We start from the raw sequence: 21,829 nt of genomic DNA, 5'->3' as shown, positions 1-21,829 counted from the left end.
AATTCTTTTTTTAATTTATTACTTTTGTTTATAAAGATCATAAAGAAAAAGAAAATATACATTTCAAAAAAATATCCTAAGAAGGAAAATAATTATGAAAATTCAAATTAAAAATAAAATTTTTACTATTTTATCACTTTTTACCATTTTATGTTGTTCTATTGTTTTTATTTTGGCTGCAACTGGTTATTTCAAGAAAGAAATGTCAATACCAACGAAATTACCGGGAAAAGATGGAATTGCTGTTTTTGAAGTTAAAGAAACAAAAAGAACTGACATTGCCAAAATTCTTTTACCAACTCTTATTCCTAATTTTAACACAAACAAATATGTTCATAAAATGGAAGTTACACACAAAGCTGAATTAAAAAACATTAGCGCTTTTGATAACAAAGATGTATATTTAAAAATAACTAATTCTTGTGTTACTCATAATACTTTTACAGAACCTGAAAAATATTTCAATCTTTCAATAAAAATTAATAATACTGAATATAATAAAGATAAAGTTAAATGGGAAGCAAATAAAACAGAAATGGAAATACAAATAGCACTCGAACAAAATCAAATTATCCCAAATTCACAAAACGACCCTAAATTAGATTTAAAGATTACATACGAATTAGTTGATACAAATGGTAATTCTTTCCCAGAAGGAAAAGCAGATATTACAACAAACCAACTTAAATAACAACAATGAAATAGCAAAAACATAAAGGAGTAGGAGGTGTTAATAAAATATGTTCAAATTAACTAAACCTATATTTAAAATTATTATTATCTTTTTATTTACTATTCTTTTATGTTTTATTTTTGCTTATCTTTTATATTCTGTTTTTGCTGTTTCTTATTTTCGTTATGAAATTGAAACACCTATTAAATTATTAGATGGTCGAATTCAAAAAGAGTTAGCTGATCAACCTAAGATGAAAAGAACCGATATTTATCTTAATTCAAAAGATGATATTTCTAAAATAATGAAATATTTGGGTTATCCTGATAAGAACATTTATCCAAGACCAAACCAAAATCCAAGTTATAATCCAAGTACTTCTGATGCTGGGCAGTTTTGTTTAAGTAGTATTTTTAAAGACCCACCAAACGATTTATTAGGTGTTTATTTAAAAAAAAGAGATAATAATCCTTTGGGAACAACATATCAAAACTATGATAATAAATATACTCTCGATGATCTCTTAAAATACGAATTCGCTATTGAAGAAGCTTTTGTTTTTTGGGATATTAATAAAAAAACTCCAGCAAATGATTCCATTATTAAAACAAAAAAATCGGTTCCGTTTACGCATATATTGAATGATTTAGGCAAAAAAGATTTTATTAATGATTGGTTATTAAACAAAGAACCAGACATCACTGAAAAACCAAAAGAAATTAAATTAGGTTGTTATAACTCTACTCCTGATTCTCGTTTAGTTAAACAGTTACCATCAGTTACTTTAACTAAATTACACAAAATGGGAGCTGTTTATTTTGATGGCGGAATTAGATTACTCCCTACAAATCAACAAATAGATTCTCTCGAAAAATTCGAAGAATTTTTATCAAAATATGTTAATGGGGCAAAAAATATTTATATATTTACTTTTATTAATGGCATTCATCCGGAATGTGAAATAATTCGTTTAAATAAAAAAAATTAATTAAAAATAATTATTCAATAATTTAGAGATACAATTACAATTTTAACACCAATTCTAATACCAATAATTTTTTTATAGGGAAATCTATATTCTTTTTAAACAACAAACAAAATACCGACAAGATTTTTCTAAACAACAAGAAAAAGATCGACAAGAATATGAACAAAAACAACAAAAAGAAACGAATGACAAAGAATATTGGAAATCATTTCATGAAGATTCTTATAGAGCAAAATCAATTTCTCGTTTTCACAAGTATTCTGGTCATCTAGAAGAATATATTTTATACAAAATTGACGGTGCTTTAAAAACTTTTAGCAAGTACAACCATGAAAATAAAATAATACAAAATGAATCCATCAAAGACTCTTTCGAAGGTTTTTTATTTAAATAAATAAATTAAAAATTAAAGGAGCTAAAAAAGATGAAAAATATAAAATCAAACATAAATAAATACAATAAAGAGGCCTAAATATCGTGATATATAATCAATTAAGGAACAAAGGTAGACATTTTTCTTTCAAATTTTATTTTTAAATTATATAATAATTATTTAATTTTTTAAAAAATTATTTGTAAAAAATTATATATTTTTTCTAATTAATAATAAAAAAAAAGAAACTTTTAAAAAGTTTCTTTTTTTTTATTATTAATTAAATATTTAAACAATTGTTAATTTTTCTATCTCTTCTTTATTAATAGTTTCTTTTTCTAATAATAAATCAACTATTTTATCTAATAAAGATTTATTTTCTTTAATCACTTTTTGACATTCTTTATAACATTGATCTATTATTTTTTTAATTTCTGTATCAATCGTTTTTTTATCAGAGAATTCTGAATCTTGAGTAATTCCTAAATCACTCATTCCATATTTAGTAACCATTAAACGAGCTATTTTAGTTGCTTGTTTAAAGTCATCATAAGCTCCATTGGAAACATCATCAAAAACTAATTCTTCAGCTACTCTACCTCCTAAATAAGAAACGATATTTGCTAACATTCTTTTTTTAGAAGAAAAGAAGGTTTCTTTTTCAGGTAACATTAAGTTATAACCGCCTGCTGAACCTCTTGGAATGATAGTTATTTTTTGAACTTTTTGAGCATGTTCTAATTTTAAACCAATGACTGCGTGTCCAGCTTCATGGTAAGCGACCATTTTTCTTTCTTCTTCAGTATATTTAATGGATTTTTTAGCTGGACCCATAAGTACTCTATCAATCGCTTCTTCTAGTTCTTCCATTGTAATCATTTCTTTTTGATTTCTGACTGTTAAAATAGAAGCTTCATTTAAAACAGCTTCTAATTGAGCTCCACTCATACCTGGAGTTTGTTTCGCTAATTGATTAAAATTAATATCAGGAGAAATATTTTTATTACGAACATGAACTTTTAAAATAGCTTCTCTAGCTTTAACATCAGGTAGACCAACTATAAATTTGCGATCGAATCTTCCTGGTCTTAATAAAGCTGAATCTAACATATCCGCTCTATTAGTAGCTCCGATGATAATGATTCCTTGTGTTGAAGTAAAACCATCCATTTCAGTTAATAATTGGTTAAGAGTTTGATCTGTTTCTTGAGATCCTCCTGAAAAACCACCTCTTTTACCACCTAAAACATCTATTTCATCAATAAAAAGAATGCAAGGAGCGTTATACTTAGCTTCTTTAAATAATTCTCTGACACGAGAAGCACCGACACCGACATATTTTTCAACAAATTCAGAACCTGAAACCGCATAAAAAGGAACTCCTGCTTCTCCAGCTAAAGCTTTCGCTAATAAAGTTTTACCTGTTCCAGGAGGGCCTTCTAATAAAATACCTTTAGGTATTTTAGCTCCTACAGCAGCATACTTTTTAGGTTTTTTTAAGAAATCAATTAATTCTTTCATTTCTTCTTTTTCTTCTTCATTGCCAGCAACATCTTTGAATGTAAATCTAGATTTTTGTTTCGAAGATATAAGAGGGTTAGAGTTGAGTTGGCCTGAACTATTTTTAATAGCATTAAAAATATAAAACATAAAAACAATGTTAGATAATCCGCCAATAAACTGAAATATACATAAAATTGTTTTCGAAATATCAGAATCAAGAGGTGAATTTATATCTTTTAATGCTAATTGATTTTCTTGAATTTTTTTACTTATTAAAACGGAAAATGCATCATAAAATACAGCGTTAGTTTTGCAATAATAAGATTCTGCTGTATCTTTATGAGTTACTTTAATATATAAATAATCACCTTTTAATAAATCATATTTAAGTTGATAAAATATATTTTTTATTTTATTTTTATGGATATCATAATTTAATATGTGAAAATCATTTTCTACTTTCGGCAAATTATAATAATTTTTATAATAATTATATAAAATAATGAATAATAAGGAACCTAATAAGAAATATAACATTAACAAAAATATTTTTTGTTTAATTTTTAAAATTATTTTTTTAAATATGTTAACAATCATCATTTAATCTCCACAAAAGAAATGAATTTACAAAATCATTTTCTAAATTTCTATATATTTTATATTTTGTTCCTTTAACCAGAGGTAAATACAATAGTTCTTCAAAAGTTTTTTGTTCTAATTGTTTTAAAATATTTGAATATATTAATAAATCAACAGATCTTTGATTATTATCAGGTTGATCTATTTTTTTTTGTAATTTGTCTAATATTTCTTTTAATTCATTTATATTTAATTTTTGTTCAATCAAAATAATATCATTATTATAATTTGGGTCTATTTGAATAATAATATCATTATTATGATTTCTGTTTTTTTGTTTGGTTAAAATAAAATCACGACTGTTTCCGTCTGGAAGTTTAATCTCGTCTAATATATAAGTAAATATATTATTAGGGTTTTTAATAAATTGGAAGGGACCGAAATCGATAGATATATTAAATTCTCCATCATTGATTTCTAAGAAATTTATATTATCTTTGTTAAAAACATTTTTCCAACTATTTATCATGAATTGGGTTAATTTTTTTTCTTTTATTTCTGAATCATTATAACCTGTGAAGATTTTAATAATCAAAGGTTGATCGTTTTGAGAAAATTTTTGTTCAAAATCTTGATTAACTGCATTTAGTAATTCTTTTGCTTTTTCTGGTTGATAAAATTTTGTATTATTATCCATTGTGAGTTTCTTATTTGGTTCGATCTCTATTAAATTATCTAAATTTTGTTGATGAAAATCTTGTTGATTAAAAAAATCGTAATCTGTAAATAAAGTTACATCGGAAACAAATGAAAAACTTGGTATCAAACCGAAATAATCATTTTTACCTAATAAATCACGATTTAAACTTAAAAATAAAGCTTTACGTAATCTTGGATCATTTAAGAAAAAATTACTTTTCTCTTTTTGTTTTTTTATATTCTCATTTTCTTCTTCTTCCGGATTAGTTTTTTGGAAAAAAATAAAGTATTGATCAGAAGTATACATAGTTAATAAATTCTCTTTTTTTAGAATATTATTGTTTATATCTGATATGTTTACCCTGATTTCGTTTATTTTACCTTCATTAAACAAATTATCTTTTTCTTTATTATATTGTTCTTGATCATCAGATAATTTTTTGAATACAACGTTATCCAAAGGAAATTGTTCTTTATTATGAAAATAATTATTTTTTATAAATATCTAATTTTGTCCTGAATTATAACCCTGTTCTGTTTTTAATTGGTAAGGGCCATATGATACAAAAGGATAATCTTTAGTACCATAATTATTTTGTTCGACGTTGTTCTTGTCTTGAGCAGATTCAAAGTTGTATTTCGGAAATAAAATACAATTGTTTAATAAAGTAATAACAGATTTTAATGTTTTTGGGTTTTCATAAGATAAAGTAAACACAAGTGGATTGTTATCCTGAATAAAAATTGTATCAAGGAATAATTTTATATTTTCTTTTAAATTATTGCAATCTTCATCTCTTAATAATAAGCGCATTATTTCTTGTTGTTTTTTTAAACAATAAATTACTACTTGATTATTAATATCTTTACCATCGGCAAATTTTAAATTATGTTTTAATGTGAAATGCCATTTTTTAGATAATTTATCATTTAATTTATAAAAATTATCATATCCTCGGATTTCATGCATTTTCCCATTTTCGTCTTTCGGTAATTCTCCTAATAACCCTAATGAATACGAAGGTTTTAAAACAGGTTTTAATTGGTTGTCTTGAAAAACTTGACGAAAATCATTTTTATATTTTGCTTTTTTTTCTTGTATAGATTTATCCCAATCAGTCGTTAATGTAATAAAATTTTCTTTCATTAACCAAAGCATTTCTTTTTGTAATGGTGAGAGAGTAGTAAAATATTTTAAATCGCTTATTTCTTGATTGTGAGGGATTGCTTTTGTATATGAATTATCAATTATAACAGGATTTATATTTTCTAAAGTTTCACTCGAATTATCTTTTTTTTCTGAATTGGTTTTTAGAATAAGCCCAAATAAAATACCTGCACTTATTAATATTAATAATATTATGAATGCTAAAATAATTATTTTTTTGTTTTTATTATAAAATAGTTGCCATACCATTACTTAATTCCTTTTTCCTTCTTTTAATTTTTTTTAAAAAAATTAAAATTAAATTAATTTTATTATATAGAAAAAAAAAAAAAAACAAATATTACTTATTAGATAGATAAAAAAATAGATAAAACAAAAAAAGATTAACTTTTTAAACGAAAGTTAATCTTTTTTTGTTTGAAATAATTTATTAAATTGTAAAAATAATTTAGTTTAATTCAGAAATTTTATGATTATTTATCATCTATTTACCCCAAGCATAAATTTGACTCCTATTTTTAATTTAAAATGTTTTTTTGAATGGAGAAATCTAAGAAAATAACAACAATGTTTAATCTTTATCAAAATACCTTTTATATTTAGTTATCATTCTCTTTATGATTACTGTATATCTCTTAAAAGAAATGAAACAATCAAAAGACGACACTATACCTTTTCAAATTGGATTTACAAACCAGAGGTAAATATAATAAAAAATATTACATTTCAGACATTATAAAATAAATATGAAATTATTTTTATAAGAAAATTTAAATATTAATAAAGAAAAATATTTTCTAAATAAATTTTAATGAAAAAACGAAAAATATTTTTTTTATTTTGTTATTATTATATATAGTATATTTATATATTTAAATTTATATTTTTATCAAAAAAATATTTTTTTCTTTACAAAACAATTCCTAGAGTTTTTTTTATTAATAAATAAAAAGGAGAAATAAATTTTATGTATCAAGACATTTTCGAATTAAAAAAAATATTGACTGAAACAGAAAATAAAATAATTAAAGAATTGCAAAACATTAACGAAATAAAAAAATTATTAGAATTAGAAACAAAATATCTAGGAAAAAAAGGTTTCTTTTTAGATATTTTAAAAAAAATTAATAATTACAAACCAGAAATTCAAAAAGAATTAAAAAAAGTTATTTTTATTTCTAAACAAAAAAACATTAATTTATTTAAAGAAAAAAAATGTTTTTTAGAAAATCAAATTTTAAATGACAAGTTAACAAAAGAAAAAATAGATGTCACTTTACCTTCTTTTCATTTTCCACAAGGGTGTATGCATCCTTTAAATCAAATGATTAAAGAAATAGAAAATTTTTTCTTAAGTTTAGGATACTCTATTCATGAAGGAACAGAAATAGAAACTGATTTATACAATTTCGAAATGTTAAATATGAATAAAAATCATCCTTCAAGAGATATGCAAGATTCTTTTTATTTAAAAAATAATCCAGAAAATTTGTTAAGAACTCATACTTCCCCTATTCAAATCAAAACTATGTTAAAAGCACGCAATAAATCTTTAAAAATTATTGCTTCTGGAAAAGTATATAGAAGAGATAAGGACGATGATACTCATAGTCATCAATTTACTCAATTAGATGGTTTTTATGTCGGTTCAAAAGTTAGTTTAATAGATTTAGTAGAAATTATTACATCTTTTATTAAACATATTTTCGGAGAAGAACAAAAAATAAGAATTCGACCTTCTTATTTTCCTTTTACTAAACCAAGTTTTGAAGTAGATTTAGTAATAGAAGGAGCAAACAAAAAGACAGTTTACTTAGAAATATTAGGAGCTGGATTAATTCATCCCCAAGTATTAGATAATGTAGGTTTTGATAATAAAAAATATACTGGTTTGGCCTTTGGTATGGGAATCGAAAGAATCACAATGTTAAAAAAAAATATAAAAAATATTAGACATTTTTACAATAACGATATTCGTTTTTTAAATCAATTTGTTTAAACTTTGTCATAAAATAAATTAAACTATTTAATTTTAAAGGATATAAAAAAAATAATGATAATTCATGAAAAAATTTTAAAAAAATATCTTTCTTTCGATGATTATAGTTTAGAAGAATTGCAATTTTTAATTAATAATTATATTACTGAAATAGATAAATGCGAAATATTAGAACCTAATGATTTTTTGATTATAGGAAAAATTATTGAATTCCAAAAAGTTTCTAATTCGGAAAAACTTCATTTAGTAACTGTAGATGTTAAAGATAATCATTTAACAATTATTTGCGGAGCTTCAAATCTTGTAAAAGGTACAAAAGTAGTAGTTGCTTTAATTGATGCTTATTTAAAATCAATCAAACTTCGCATCAAAGAAAAAGATATTTTCGGACATAAATCCCGCGGAATGATTTGTTCTGCGCAAGAATTAGGATTAGATCCTAATATTTTAAGTGAAGAAGAAAAAAAAGGAATTTTAATTTTAGAAAATGATGCTCCTGTTGGTGAAAATGCCTTAGAATATTTAAACCTAAAAGGATTTTTGTTAAAATTAAACATTACTTCAGATAGAGGAGATCTTTTATCTTATATAGGTTTCGCTGAAGATTTAAAAAGTTTAAAAAATATTAATAGATTCGATTATCCTATTTCTTTAACAAAAAAAATAAAAAAAGAAGAAAATCCTTTTCAAATACAAATTATAAATAAAAATTGTTGGGAATATAATTTGCTTTATATTAAAAATATAAAAGTTAAAAAATCTCCTTTGTGGTTGAGAAGTCTTTTATTCACTCATAATATAATTCCTGTTAATAATATCGTAGATATTACAAATTTAGTTTTATTAGAGTACGGCGTTCCTTTAGAAGTTTTTGACGTTTCTAATTTCAAAGAAAAAAAAATAGAAATAAGAAATGCTTCGGAAACGGAATTTATTCAAATTGATTTAGAAAAAAAATTTTTTTTAAGTAAAGAAGATGTAGTTGTAGCTAGAGGTCAAAATATTTTATCTATTCTAGGAATTGTCAATTCTTATTCAAATAATATTAATAAAGATACTAACGAAATTATTATAACTACATCTTATTTAGCCCCTTCTTATATTTTGAAAAATTCTAAAAAAATAAATTTAGAAAATGAAAAAAAAATACGTTGGACAAGAGGAATCAATTCATCTTTAGTAAAAGAAGCTTTAAATAGATTTAATTTTCTTTTAAAATCATTAAACGAAGAATGTCAAATTTCGAATATTATATCCCAAAAAATCAAAAATAATAAAAAACCAGAAATTTTATTATCTTTAAAATTTATCGAAGAAAAAATAGGTTCTGTTTTTTCTTCTGAAGAGATAGAAATTTGTTTAAAAAAATTAGATTATGAAGTAGAAATAATTAAAAATGATATTTTTAAATTAAAACCTCCTTTTAGAAGGCATGATGTTGTGATTCCTGAGGATGTGTGTTCTGATATAATCAGAATATATGGAATTAATAAATTAAAATCATTATCATTAAAAAAAAATAAAATTTCTTTAAGAAATAAGAAACAAGAAACATTATATAAATTAAAAGATTTATTGATAAATTTAGGTTTGTATGAAATAATTACTTATAGTTTAGTAAATTTAAAAATTTTAAAATTATTTTCTGATCAACAAGATTATATACAAGTTGCAAAACCTATTTCTCATGAAAATATTATTTTAAGACAACATTTGAGCGGTAGTATGATCGAAGTTTTAAGTTATAATCAGAAACATAATAATTATGATAACCTTTTTTTTGAAATAGCAAAAGTTTATAATAATCAAGAAGAAAAATTACATTTATCAATAGGTTTAAGCGGTAATTTCAATTCTTTAGGTTGGATTAAACCTAGTATAGTAAGTTCTTTTTTTGTTTTAAAAGGAATTTTAGATAAAATAAGTTTATTATTAGGAATTAAATTTGATTTGCAGCAAACTAATTTATATTCAAGTTTCCACCCTGGTAAACAAGCTAATATTTTATATCAAAATAAAAAAATTGGTTTTATCGGAGAAATACATCCTTCTATACAAAAATTATATAATTTAAAAGAAAGTTTTCTTTTAGAAATTGTTTTAGAAAATGATTTTTTAGAAAATTCCAAAAATATTGTTTTCAATGAAATAAGTAAATTACCTTCTATTATTAGAGATTTAAGTTTTTTATTTCTAAAAGATATTCTTTTGAAGAAATTTTTAAAACCTTAAAACAAGAAATATCAGATATTTTAATTAAATGTGAATTATTAGATCTTTATGAAGATCCAAAATTAAATACAGACGAATATTCTTTATCTTTTCGTTTAACTTTTAATGATAAAAATAAAAGTTTATCTAAAGGAGTTGTTAACGAAATTATGAAAAAAATAGAAGATAAAATGCAAAAAATTTATGAAATTAAATTAAGATAATTAATAAATATATTAATATGGAGTTGTATTTATTTGCGTAAAGGTATCGTAATTGAATTTTTAATAAAAGAATATTTACTTATAGATTTAGAAACAAAACAACAAATTAATGCTCAAGTAAGAGGAAAAATAAAATATTATAATTTTAAAAAAGAAACAAATAATGATTTAGAATATTCTAAAATAAAAATTGGTGATTTAGTTTTATACGAAACGAAAGATAATCAATTTTTTATTGATAGTATTTTGCCACGTTCGAATTCTTTAAATAGACCTAATATAAGCAATATCACTCAAGTTTTTTTAGTTTTTTCTTTAGTAAAGCCTAAATTTCATTTTAAATTATTAGATAAATTTTTATTAATTTTAAAAAAATTTAAATTAAAAATTATTTTAATTTTTACTAAAATAGATTTAATTTCTGAACCGGAATTAATTTTATTCCGAGATAAAATATCTTATTATAAAAAATTTTTTCCTATTTATTATATAGATAGCAAAAATAGATTTGGTTTAGATCCTTTATATAATCTTTTCACTAATGAAATAACTATTTTAGCAGGTCAAACAGGTGTAGGAAAATCTACCTTAATCAACGCTTTAACTTCTCTAAATCTTAAAACTCAAGAAATTTCCGAATATTTAAATAGAGGAAAACATACTACTAAAAACTCTAAGTTGTTTTTTTTTCATGAAGGTTATATCGCTGATACCCCAGGATTTTCAAAATTAGATTTATTAGATTTTAAAATCGAAGAAGTTAAAAATTTTTATGATGATTTTTTAATTTTTGCGGATCAATGTTTTTTTAATTATAGTTGTTTACATATTAATGAAAAAAAATGTAAAATTAAAGAAGCTTATCAAGAAGGTTTAATTTCTTCTATTCGTTATCATAATTATTTATCTTTTATAAAAGAAATAAGTGAAAAGAAAAAAAATAAAAATTAATTTTTTATTTATAATTATATTTTCTAAAAAAATTATCATTAATAGGTTTGAGTATGAATTTAGAACAAATAAATCAAAAAAAGAAAAAAATTCGGAATTTTTCTATCATTGCGCATATAGATCATGGTAAATCTACTTTGGCTGATAGAATTTTAGAAATTACGAATACGATTCAAAAAAGAAATATGAAATCTCAAATTTTAGATTCTATGGATCTAGAAAGAGAAAAAGGGATTACTATCAAATTAAATACAGCAGAAATTCATTATAAAAACGAAAATAACGAAGAATATATTATGAATTTAATTGATACACCTGGGCATATTGATTTTAATTATGAAGTATCACGCTCTTTAGCCGCTTGTGAAGGAGTCCTTTTGGTAATCGACGCTACACAAGGGATACAAGCTCAAACTTTGACCAATGTTTATTTAGCTTTAGAAAATAATTTAACGATTATTCCTGTTTTAAATAAAGTCGATTTACCAGCGGCGGATATCGAAAAAACAAAAAAAGAAATTAAAGATAAATTAAATTTAGATGTTGACAAAATGGTTGTCGCGAGTGGTAAAACGGGTGCGGGTGTTCCAGAAATTTTAAATAATATTGTAAAATATATTCCACACCCTCAAGGAGATGCTCGAAAACCATTACAAGCTTTAATTTTTGATTCTATTTTTAACTCTTATAAAGGAGTTATCCCTTCTATTCGTGTTGTTAATGGGATTATTAAAAAAGGAGATAAAATCCGTTTTATTTCAAGCCAAACTAATTATGAAGTAATGGAAGTAGGTGTGTTCCGACCACAACCAATCAAAAAAGATTTTTTAGCAGCCGGAGATGTTGGTTATTTAACTGCTTTTATAAAAAATATTGACGATGTTCGTGTAGGAGATACAATTACTTTAAGTCATAATCAACAAGTGCCTGCTTTACCTGGTTATCGTCGTATTAATCCAGTTGTTTTTTGTGGCCTATTTCCTGCTGATTTAAAGAAATTCGGACATTTAACAGAAGCTTTACAAAAATTAAGATTAAACGATTCTTCTTTAAGTTACGAAAAAGAAAGTTCAAAGATGTTAGGTGTCGGTTTTAGAATTGGTTTTTTAGGACTTTTACATATGGAAATTACTAAAGAAAGAATTGTTAGAGAATTTGGAATCGAAGTTATTATTACAGCGCCCTCTGTAGTTTTGCATATTTATCAAGTCAATAATAAAAAAATTATTGTCGATAATTTAGCTAAATGGCCTTATAATCAATCTATCGAACGCATCGAAGAACCTTATATCAAAGCTTTTTTAACTTGTCCTAAAATGTATATCGGAACAGTAATGGAAATTTCTCAAAATAAAAGAGGGCAATTACAAGATATTCAATACTTAGATCGTGATAGAGTAATGTTGAAATATTTATTACCTCTTTCAGAGGCTATTTATAATTATTTTGATAAACTAAAATCTTCTACTCAAGGTTATGCCTCTTTCGATTATCAATTAGATGAATATTATCCTAGTAAATTAAAAAAAGTAGATATTTTATTAAATTCAGAAATAGTTGATTCTTTATCTTTTATTAGTCACGAAAGTTTTGCATATCAAAGATCCAAAAAAATTTGTCAAAAATTAAAAGATTTAATTCCTAAACAAATGTTTGAAATAGTTATTCAAGCCGCTATAGGAAAAAAAATAATAACAAGAGAAAATATTAAATCTATGCGTAAGAATGTTATTGATAAATGTTACGGTGGAGATGTTACTCGAAAAAAAAATTATTAGCTAAACAAAAAAAAGGTAAGAAAAAAATGAAATCATTAGGAAAAGTAACGTTGCCTCAAAAAGCCTTTTTAGCTATTTTATCTAGCGATAACAAATAAATTATTTAAAATATTTAGTTTGTTTGTAAGAAAGGACGAAATGACAAACTTAATAGAATTAAAAAATATCACAAAAGTAATCAATAATCAAATTATTTTAAATGATATTAATTTAGAAATTAAAGAAAACGAATTTGTAACTTTATTAGGGCCTTCGGGTTGTGGAAAAACTACTATTTTAAAAATTATTGGCGGTTTCGAAGATATGAGCAACGGAGATATTTTATTTAATAACGAAAGTATTATAAATGTTGCTCCTCATAAAAGATTAATTAATACAGTTTTTCAAAAATACGCTTTATTTCCGCATTTGAATGTTTTCGAAAATATCGCTTTCGGATTAAGAATTAAAAATTTAAATGAAAAATATGAACAAAAAATAAAAAATTTAAAAATACAAAAAAAAGAACAAATAGAAAAAATAAAACAAGAATATAAAATTAAAACCGAACAAACAAATTCTAATATTTCTAAACAAAATAAAAAATCTTTTTTTCTTTTTTCGAGTTCTTTTGGAAAAAACAAAATCCTTCATTCGAAAAATTCAAAAAAGATCTTAAAATAAAAAAAACAATTATAGAAACAAATTTTTATAAAGAATTTTCTAAATTAAAAAACAAACTTTTATCACCAAAACAAAAAGAATTATTTATAAAAGAAAAAGTTTTACATTATTTAAAATTAGTAGGTTTAATAGGATTAGAAAATAGAGATATTAATCAATTATCAGGAGGCCAACAACAAAGAGTGGCTATAGCCCGAGCTTTAATTAATAAACCTAAAGTTTTATTATTAGATGAACCTTTAGCAGCATTAGATTTAAAATTAAGACAAGAAATGCAATATGAATTAAAAGAAATACAAAGAAATTCAGGAATTACTTTTATTTTTGTTACTCATAACCAAGAAGAAGCTTTAACTATGAGCGATAAAATAGTTATTATTAACCAAGGAGTAATTCAACAAATAGGGACGCCACAAGATATTTATAACGAACCTGCTAACAAATTTATAGCCAAATTTATAGGTGAATCTAATTTAATTTCAGGAATTATGAAAGAAGATTTTTTAGTTTTTTTTGATGATAAAAATTTAAAATGTGTAGATTCCGGTTTTATAAAAAATCAAAAAGTAGATATTGTTATCCGTCCTGAAGATATTGATATTTTTGAACCAGAAAAAGGATTATTTGACGGAATTGTTAATTATATTTCGTTCAAAGGAGTTCATTGGGAAGTAAATATAAAAACTAAATATCGTAATTACATTGTACATACAACTGATTTTGTAGAAGTCAATACTCAAATAAGTATTTTTTTTAATCCTGAAGACTTACATATTATGGAGGTATTATAATTAAAATGCTTTCTCGCATACAAAATAAAAAAGAAAATAAATTTTATAAATTTTTATCTTTACCTTATTTTATAATTCTTATTTTATTTATTTTAATTCCTATTTTTATTATTTTTTTAGATTCTATTCAAGAAAGTAATAAAAATAGTCTTTTTAACATTTCTTTTACTTGGAAATATTATAAAGATTTTTATACTACAAAAGTTTTTATTTATGTTTTATTTCGATCTATATTAATAGCGATTATATCGACTTTTTTTATCCTTCTAATAACTTATCCTCTCGCTTATATAGTTTCTAAATGTAGTACACCAATCCAATCCATCTTAATTTTATTAATTAATGGTACAATATGGATTAATATGATTTTAAAAACCCAATCTTTGATGCAAATTTTTTTTTTAATAAGAAAAATTTTCGGTATAAATTTATTAGAAACTAATTCAGCAATGTTAATTGGATTTGTTTATTTATTCCTGCCTTATATGTTTTTACCTATTTTTCTTAGTATTTCTAAAATAGATCATAATTTAATTAATTCAGCTAAAGATTTAGGAGCAAATGAAAAACAAATTTTTAAAAAAATCATTTTTCCTTTATCTCTTCCAGGATTAACTACAGGAGTTATTTTAGTTTCTTTACAAATTTCAACTAATCTTGTTGTTCCTAAATATTTAGGCCCAACAACTATTACTGTTATTAGCGAATTAATTGAAAATAAAACTTTTTTGATTGGCGATCTTAAAAGCGCTTGCGCTATTGCTATGAATTTGACGTTTTTAATGCTTTATATTTTAACTTTTTATAAGAAGAATCAATTTGAAAAAAAAAATAAATCTAATGTTTAAAATAAATAAAAAAAAATTATATTTGATATATTTATTTTTGATTCTTCTTTTTATTTATTTACCTATAATTTCTTTAATTATTTTTTCTTTTAATGAAAACGAAGGAAGAATTTCTTCCTTGGTTCATTTTAATAAATTCGGTTTTAAATGGTATCATAAAATTTTAGAAGATTCAACTATTAAATCTTCTATATTTATCACTTTTCAAATTGCTATTTTATCCACTATAATTTCTACTATTTTAGGAACTTTAGCGGCTATTTCTTTAATGAATTATAAAAAAAAATGGCGCCAATTTATATTAAATATGAATCAATTTTCCATTATTATACCTGAAATTATTAATGCCTTAGCTTTATTTGTTTTATTTAGTTTTATTGGTTTAAAAAGTAGTTTTTGGAGAATGTTATTGGCTCATATTTCCTTTAGCGTCCCTTATGTTTTAATTTCCGTATATAGTAAATGTTGCGTTTTAGAATTAGATTTAATTGAAGCCGCTTATGATTTAGGAGCGACATCTTTTCAGACTCTTATTAAAATAATTTTGCCTCAATTAAAAGATGTTATGTTGACTAGCGCTGGTATTGCATTTGCATTATCTTTTGATGATTTTATTATTTCTTATTTTGCCGGTGGTTCCGATTATCAAAATATATCTGCTTATATTTATAGTTTAAAAGGAACGATTAATCCTACTATTAACGCTTTATCTTCTATTTTAATTTTAGTTGTTTTATGTAAAATAACAATTGAATTAATAAAAATTAGGAAAAGATCATAATCATAAATGAAAAAAAAAATATTTTCTATTATCATTGTTGTTTCTATTTTATTTTTATGTTTATTTTATTATTTAAAAATGAAAAATAAAAATCTAAATAATAAAAAGGTTATTTTATTATTCAATTGGGGAGAATATATTGAACCTAGTATTATAAAAGAATATAATGAACAATCAGATAAATTTATTATAAAACAAAGTTTTTTTTCATCTAATGAATTAGCAGTTAACAAAATTAAAGCTGGTAATAAATATGATATCGCTATTTTAAGCGAATACGCTATCGAACAATTAAAAGATAATCATTTAGAAAAAATTGATAATAAATTTTTAAAATTACCAGAATTTGATAACAATTTCTCTAACACTTTTAAAAAAAAAATAGATGAACAAATATTCACATTTACTATTCCATATTTTTATGGAAATTTGGGACTTTTATATAAAAAAAATAAATTTCCTGAAAAAGAAAATAAAAAATCAGAATTACCTAAAAAATGGAAAGATTTCATAATAAATCCTGAATATAAAATCGCTTTATACAATAATGCTTTTGAAGGAATGTTTATAGGATTAAAAGCTATAAACGAAGATGATAAAGATATTAATAAAAATTCAAAACAAGATATCGAAAAAGCTAAAAAATGGTTAATAGACTTAAAAAGAAAAAATATTAACCTATCTTTTATCACTGATCAATTATTAGATAGAATGAAAATAGAAAACAATGAATATTATGATATTGCTGTAGCTTATTCAGGCGACGCAAGATATTTAATGAAACAAAATAACAATTTAGAATATTATCCATTTACTAATGAAGGAACTAATATTTGGTTTGATGGATTAGTTTTGCCTAAAGAAAGTAAAAAAGAAGGGGCTTACGATTTTATTAATTTTTTATTAAAAACTGAAAATATACAAAAAAATAATGATTTTATTAATTACGATTCTCCTTATGTTGGAATAACAAAAAACGATCATCGTTTAGAATTAGAAATAAATGATAAAGATAAGATATATAAATACGATGAAACATATAAAAAACAAATTAGCGATGCTTGGAACGAAATTTATTCTTATCCCGATCCTAAAGATAAATATTTAATTATTTTAGGTTTAATTATTTTATTTTTATTTTTGTTAATATATATCTTTATAAAGATATAATTATCTTATTTTATAATTTTAGATATTTTTTGATTTAAAATTTTTTTATATAAAAATTAAAATTATTTTTTATTTAAAAAGAAAAGCGGAATTAATATTCCATTCTTTTTTGAAATAAATTACACAAAATAATATAAATTTAAAATTTATTAATTAATCAAAAAAGAAATTAAAAATTCAATTTAAATTCTTAAATATTTTTATGAACTTTTCTTTTTTTAATATAACTTTACATTGTAAAATTATCATTTCGAGAATATATATGAAGGATTAAATATTTTTATTATTTAATTTTTGTTTTTTTAAACTATTTTATCATAATTAGAAAGTAGCTAAATTTTAGTATGGTGTTTGTAGTTTGGAACCAAGAGGTCATGGGTTTAAATCCTGCCTTTCTGACCATTATATAATATAATAAATTAATTAAATTAAAAAAATGTAAGTTTTAAGTTTTTGATGAAACTTATTTTTAACTTTTTAACACAAAAGAAAGAAGGAATTAAGTTGACAAAAATATATTTTTAATTTTCTTTTAGTACTTTTAAAAGTCTCATATTTTTCCATAATTGGCTGACATCATTGTTTAAGTCGTTAAATAGTTCTTAAGTAATATTAGTGAATTTCTTGATCGCTTTGAAGTAATTTAAAAATTTAACACTAAAAAAATTATAAAAATAATAATAATTATAAATAAAATTAATAAAATATAAAATTTTTTATTTTTAATTTTCATATTTTTTTATTCTTTGATTTCTATTTTATTTTTAAGTTAATTAAAATAAAGTTAATTTAAAATTAAGTTTATTTTAATTAACTTAAATTATTTATAATAAAAAAGAATCAAAAACTAATTTGATTCTTTAATAATTAAAATTTTATTATATTTGGTTTTCTAGTTCTTTGATTTGTTTGTCGATAGCTTCTATTTGTTCTCTGGCGTAATGAAATTTATCTCTTAATTCATTCATTTTTTTATTTTGATTTGCGCATTCAGTTTTTTCACAAAGACCTGCTAAATCAAGAGTTCCATATACATAATGTTTTGAATGTAATTTCCGTAATTCGTCAAACATCTGATCAAGTTCAGAATTCATTAATAAATAATTTTGTAAAAAAGCAGTCCTTTTTGTTTTTAATTCTTTAATTTTATTTTCTTTTAATGATGTTTCTTTTAATTTGAAAATTATTTTTTTAGTTATTTTTTTTGTTTCATCTATTTTTAAATTAGATGGAATTCGATAATTATAAAAAAAGTACAAAACGATTGATAAAAGAATAATTAAAACCATTACGACAATAATTAATTTATTTTTATTTTCTTGAATTTTCATATTTTTTTCATTTTTCTTATTTTCAATGCTTTTTACTACTTTTTACTGCTTGATAATTTAATACTTTTTTAAAATTACTAATTCGGAAAGCCAAATTATTTATTGAAAAATAAATAGTTTGGCTTTTTCTTTTTATATAGGAAAAAATCCAAACAAGAAAAAAAGAGGTTAAAATTTTGAAAGCGATTTAACATAATAAAAAAAATAAAAACAATAAATAAAGACGAAATCACATATTTACAAAAAATAAATAAAATAAAGAAATGAATTTAATTTAACAAGTTTTAATTAATACAATTTGTAAAATAAATAAATTAAAAAAATAAAGGAGAAAAAAAATTATTAACACATTAATTACAAATGATTTTAAAAAAATATTTAAAAGAACAAATAAAACAATAGATTATATCAATTATTATTTAGAACGAAATAAAAAAATTACATCAACAATTTCAATTTTGGAACGATAGAGCAAAAATTAAATTTATTTTTGATTATGATAAATATACTGGAACGTATATAACACAAAAGACATTCCGATTTAACCGTGTTTTAACAACACAATATTTTGTTACCTATGGAAAATTTACTGAAAATTTCATTAAACTAATTGCTTTTAAATTAGATAGCCAAACAAAAAATTATACTATTAATTATAATTCGCTTACTAGAAAAATAATTAAAAATATTTTTTACAAAATTAATGGTAAAAACATAAAATTTATTAACTTTTATTCAAAAACAAATCGATTGATTAATAAAGTTTTTTTATGATTATGAGGGCACAAAAAACGAAAATTTAGAAAATTTAGAAATGACTAGTTATCATGAAGTTGAACTATTCACTGATGACTATTCCTTACGAATTTAAATAGATTAATAAAAATTTAAATTATTTAAATAATTTACCTTATAAAGGTAAAATTAAAATTTTAAAAAACATGAAATAAATTATTAGACAATCAATAAAAGAAGGTTGTTCCAGCTTTTATTTTCGAACAAATAGTTAAAATACAATCTTTAATATAAAATAAATTTATTATAAAAATAAAAGGTAAAAATGAAATAGAAAAAGCTTTTAATTTTAGCATAAAAAACGATAAATTAATATATAATAGTTGATGGCAATTCACAAAAAAAGATTTCAAAATATCAATTTAAATGAATTACAAAAATAAATTATTAACCAATTTAATTTTACAAAAAATTATTTAATTACTTTAATTAATAAATATAAAAATAAAATTAGTATTAAAGAAATACTAGTTTTTTTAAATTATCAAATAGAGCTGCCAACCTATAATTATATTTACTTTCTAATTTGTCTATAAATTCAATTTAAAAAGGTAAATCTTTTTTATATTAGTTCATTTCTTCTAAAAATTCGTAACATTCATAAATAGAATTATAACTGAGATAAAATGTATTCTTTTCCGAATTAAAATTATTATTGATTTGTTTATGTAATCGAATTTCGAAAACTAAAAATGTTTTTAATAATTTAAAACATTCCTTCGATATAAATTTTTAGAGTTTACATTTATCATTTATTTTTTGTTTTTCTTATCCTTTGTATCCGAATTTTGACAATAAAAAAAATCAAACTCAAATTTTAGTTTTTAAGTTTGATTTTTGGTGGTAATTTGCATTATTACGTTTATATTGAGCGTGACAATTTATAATCTTTATTTTTTTCATATTTATAAATTTTATAAAAATATAAAAATAAAAGTCTTCTCTACTTTGATAAAAATAAATAAAATTTTGTTTCTATTTTTGATTAATTTCGGCATTTTTTTATACAGATAATAAAAAAACTCACTGTAATAAAATACAATGAGTTTTCTATCAAAATTAAATAAATTAATTATAAATTTAAATATATACAATTTATATAATTATTCTATGATTTTAATAACAGTTCCAGCTCCGATAGTTCTTCCACCTTCACGTACAGAAAAACTTGTTCCTTCCTCAATAGCTACTGGATGAATTAAAGTAACAATAAGTTCTACTAAATCACCTGGATTTACTATTTTAAGACCGTCTTTTAATTCAATTACACCAGTCACACTAGCAGTTCTTACATAAAATTGTGGACGATAATTATCTCCGAAGAAAGTACTTCTTCCGCCTTCTTTAGCTGTAAGAATATAAATTTTAGCTACAAATTTAGAATAAGGTTTTACAGAACCTGGTTTTGATATAACTTGACCACGTTGAATATCTTTGTAATTGACACCACGTAACAAAATACCAATATTATCGCCGGCAAAAGCGCCTTCTTTATCTAAATTTTTATGAAACATTTGCAAACCAGTTACTGTAGATTTTTTAGTTTCTTTAATACCTACAATTTCAACTTCTTCAGAAAGTTTTATTTGTCCTCTTTCAACACGTCCTGTAGCAACAGTTCCTCTTCCTTTTACGTTAATAACGCCTTCGATAGGCATTAAGAAAGATTTGTCTAAATCACGTATTGGGTCCTCAACATATGTGTCCAAAGTGTCAAGTAATTCTTTTATACCTTCAACACGTAAAGCAGAACCTTGAATAATAGGTATGTTATCACCATCAAAACCATTAGAACTTAAAACATCTCTAATTTCTAATTCTATTAATTCAAAAATATCTTTATCTTCTACTAAATCACATTTGTTTAAAAAAACTACTAATTTAGGAACTCCTACTTGTTTAGCAAGTAAAATATGCTCTTTTGTTTGAGGCATTACTCCATCTACAGCAGAAACTACTAAAATACCTGCATCCATTTGCGCAGCTCCTGTGATCATGTTCTTAATATAATCTGCATGCCCAGGACAATCTATGTGAGCATAATGTCTTTTATCCGTTTGATATTCTATGTGCGAAGCGTTAATTGTAATACCACGTTCTTTTTCTTCAGGTGATTTATCTATTTGTTCGTAATTGTGTTTTTGCGCTAATCCTTGACCTGATAAATAATTAGTTATTGCAGAAGTTAAAGTAGTTTTACCATGATCTACATGACCAATAGTTCCTACGTTTACATGCACCTTGTCTCTTGAAAATATTTCAGCCATTTTAAAAGGCCTCCTTTTTTTTTATTTTTTTATCTTT

At 22.5% G+C, this 21,829-nt stretch carries 15 protein-coding genes, 1 tRNA gene and 2 pseudogenes; 13 read left to right on the top strand and 5 right to left on the bottom strand.

What is annotated here, in order from left to right; all coding sequences use genetic code 11:
- Positions 1–94 precede the first annotated feature (94 nt).
- Together JNO41_RS01190 and JNO41_RS01185 are read left to right on the top strand one after the other, a co-directional pair.
- Positions 95–691: a hypothetical protein gene (locus JNO41_RS01190; RefSeq protein ID WP_121464073.1), complete on the top strand. Its 597-nt coding sequence runs from the start codon at positions 95–97 to the stop codon at positions 689–691.
- 49 nt (positions 692–740) lie between these two features.
- Positions 741–1,661 (top strand): hypothetical protein, encoded by a 921-nt coding sequence (locus tag JNO41_RS01185; protein ID WP_121464072.1) that lies wholly within the window; start codon positions 741–743, stop codon positions 1,659–1,661.
- A 661-nt stretch (positions 1,662–2,322) separates the two neighbouring features.
- On the opposite strand, the gene ftsH is transcribed toward JNO41_RS01185, so the two are convergent.
- From ftsH to JNO41_RS01170, 3 genes are read right to left on the bottom strand one after another with little or no spacing between them, the layout of a single operon-like run.
- Entirely contained in the window at positions 2,323–4,137 is a 1,815-nt protein-coding gene (ftsH, locus tag JNO41_RS01180) for an ATP-dependent zinc metalloprotease FtsH (RefSeq protein ID WP_420885399.1), read from the bottom strand.
- Complete coding sequence (locus JNO41_RS01175; protein ID WP_161554985.1) at positions 4,124–5,275, bottom strand: hypothetical protein; 1,152 nt, start codon at positions 5,273–5,275, stop codon at positions 4,124–4,126. Before JNO41_RS01175 ends, ftsH begins: the two co-directional genes overlap by 14 nt.
- Positions 5,276–5,320: 45 nt before the next feature.
- Complete coding sequence (locus JNO41_RS01170) at positions 5,321–6,232, bottom strand: hypothetical protein (protein WP_121464070.1); 912 nt, start codon at positions 6,230–6,232, stop codon at positions 5,321–5,323.
- A 718-nt stretch (positions 6,233–6,950) separates the two neighbouring features.
- Here JNO41_RS01170 and pheS point away from each other — a divergent pair.
- The 10 genes and pseudogenes from pheS to JNO41_RS01120 all read left to right on the top strand — a co-directional run bounded on the left by pheS (position 6,951) and on the right by JNO41_RS01120 (position 17,801).
- Entirely contained in the window at positions 6,951–7,982 is a 1,032-nt protein-coding gene (pheS, locus tag JNO41_RS01165; RefSeq protein ID WP_121464069.1) for a phenylalanine--tRNA ligase subunit alpha, read from the top strand.
- 54 nt (positions 7,983–8,036) lie between these two features.
- Positions 8,037–10,214, top strand: a complete 2,178-nt coding sequence (gene pheT, locus JNO41_RS01160) for a phenylalanine--tRNA ligase subunit beta (RefSeq protein WP_432729603.1) — start codon at positions 8,037–8,039, stop codon at positions 10,212–10,214.
- Positions 10,172–10,417 (top strand): hypothetical protein, encoded by a 246-nt coding sequence (locus tag JNO41_RS01155; protein WP_432729663.1) that lies wholly within the window; start codon positions 10,172–10,174, stop codon positions 10,415–10,417. The genes pheT and JNO41_RS01155 overlap by 43 nt, the downstream gene beginning before the upstream one ends.
- Positions 10,418–10,450: 33 nt before the next feature.
- A complete protein-coding gene (gene rsgA, locus JNO41_RS01150; protein ID WP_121464067.1) occupies positions 10,451–11,368 on the top strand; it encodes a ribosome small subunit-dependent GTPase A in 918 nt (305 codons plus the stop codon).
- 53 nt (positions 11,369–11,421) lie between these two features.
- Positions 11,422–13,244, top strand: a pseudogene (lepA, locus tag JNO41_RS01145) (translation elongation factor 4).
- Positions 13,245–13,284: 40 nt separating this feature from the next.
- Positions 13,285–14,600 (top strand): annotated as a pseudogene (locus JNO41_RS01140) (ABC transporter ATP-binding protein).
- 5 nt (positions 14,601–14,605) lie between these two features.
- Positions 14,606–15,448 carry an ABC transporter permease gene (locus tag JNO41_RS01135; RefSeq protein ID WP_121464064.1) on the top strand — a complete coding sequence of 281 codons (843 nt, stop codon included), beginning with the start codon at positions 14,606–14,608 and terminating at the stop codon, positions 15,446–15,448.
- On the top strand, positions 15,441–16,229 hold the full coding sequence (locus JNO41_RS01130; protein WP_121464258.1) for an ABC transporter permease: 789 nt from the start codon (positions 15,441–15,443) through the stop codon (positions 16,227–16,229). Before JNO41_RS01135 ends, JNO41_RS01130 begins: the two co-directional genes overlap by 8 nt.
- A gap of 6 nt (positions 16,230–16,235) precedes the next feature.
- Entirely contained in the window at positions 16,236–17,399 is a 1,164-nt protein-coding gene (locus tag JNO41_RS01125; RefSeq protein WP_121464063.1) for an extracellular solute-binding protein, read from the top strand.
- Positions 17,400–17,721: 322 nt separating this feature from the next.
- Positions 17,722–17,801: transfer RNA gene (locus tag JNO41_RS01120), tRNA-Pro, on the top strand.
- A gap of 476 nt (positions 17,802–18,277) precedes the next feature.
- On the opposite strand, the gene JNO41_RS01115 is transcribed toward JNO41_RS01120, so the two are convergent.
- Positions 18,278–18,730 carry a hypothetical protein gene (locus JNO41_RS01115; protein ID WP_121464062.1) on the bottom strand — a complete coding sequence of 151 codons (453 nt, stop codon included), beginning with the start codon at positions 18,728–18,730 and terminating at the stop codon, positions 18,278–18,280.
- 429 nt (positions 18,731–19,159) lie between these two features.
- Between JNO41_RS01115 and JNO41_RS01110 the strand changes: the two genes are divergently transcribed.
- Positions 19,160–19,504: a DUF2963 domain-containing protein gene (locus JNO41_RS01110; protein ID WP_420885402.1), complete on the top strand. Its 345-nt coding sequence runs from the start codon at positions 19,160–19,162 to the stop codon at positions 19,502–19,504.
- Positions 19,505–20,628: 1,124 nt separating this feature from the next.
- Here the strand turns inward: JNO41_RS01110 and tuf are convergent.
- Positions 20,629–21,792 carry an elongation factor Tu gene (gene tuf / locus JNO41_RS01105; RefSeq protein WP_121464061.1) on the bottom strand — a complete coding sequence of 388 codons (1,164 nt, stop codon included), beginning with the start codon at positions 21,790–21,792 and terminating at the stop codon, positions 20,629–20,631.
- Positions 21,793–21,829: the final 37 nt, after the last annotated feature.

This window comes from 'Prunus avium' virescence phytoplasma, from assembly GCF_050916135.1.
GTDB lineage: Bacteria > Bacillota_I > Bacilli_A > Acholeplasmatales > Acholeplasmataceae > Phytoplasma > Phytoplasma ziziphi.
The sequence above is the reverse complement of the archived record's forward strand: the minus strand, read 5'-3'. Positions and strand labels throughout refer to the sequence as shown.

Bases quoted from the DNA above. Each gene is read 5' to 3' on its own strand.
- pheS (WP_121464069.1), top strand. From the start codon at position 6,951: ATGTATCAAGACATTTTCGAATTAAAAAAAATATTGACTGAAACAGAA.
- ftsH (WP_420885399.1), bottom strand. From the start codon at position 4,137: ATGATGATTGTTAACATATTTAAAAAAATAATTTTAAAAATTAAACAA.
- JNO41_RS01135 (WP_121464064.1), top strand. From the start codon at position 14,606: ATGCTTTCTCGCATACAAAATAAAAAAGAAAATAAATTTTATAAATTT.
- JNO41_RS01185 (WP_121464072.1), top strand. From the start codon at position 741: ATGTTCAAATTAACTAAACCTATATTTAAAATTATTATTATCTTTTTA.
- JNO41_RS01115 (WP_121464062.1), bottom strand. From the start codon at position 18,730: ATGAAAATTCAAGAAAATAAAAATAAATTAATTATTGTCGTAATGGTT.
- JNO41_RS01190 (WP_121464073.1), top strand. From the start codon at position 95: ATGAAAATTCAAATTAAAAATAAAATTTTTACTATTTTATCACTTTTT.
- JNO41_RS01130 (WP_121464258.1), top strand. From the start codon at position 15,441: ATGTTTAAAATAAATAAAAAAAAATTATATTTGATATATTTATTTTTG.
- tuf (WP_121464061.1), bottom strand. From the start codon at position 21,792: ATGGCTGAAATATTTTCAAGAGACAAGGTGCATGTAAACGTAGGAACT.
- JNO41_RS01125 (WP_121464063.1), top strand. From the start codon at position 16,236: ATGAAAAAAAAAATATTTTCTATTATCATTGTTGTTTCTATTTTATTT.
- JNO41_RS01170 (WP_121464070.1), bottom strand. From the start codon at position 6,232: ATGGTATGGCAACTATTTTATAATAAAAACAAAAAAATAATTATTTTA.
- pheT (WP_432729603.1), top strand. From the start codon at position 8,037: ATGATAATTCATGAAAAAATTTTAAAAAAATATCTTTCTTTCGATGAT.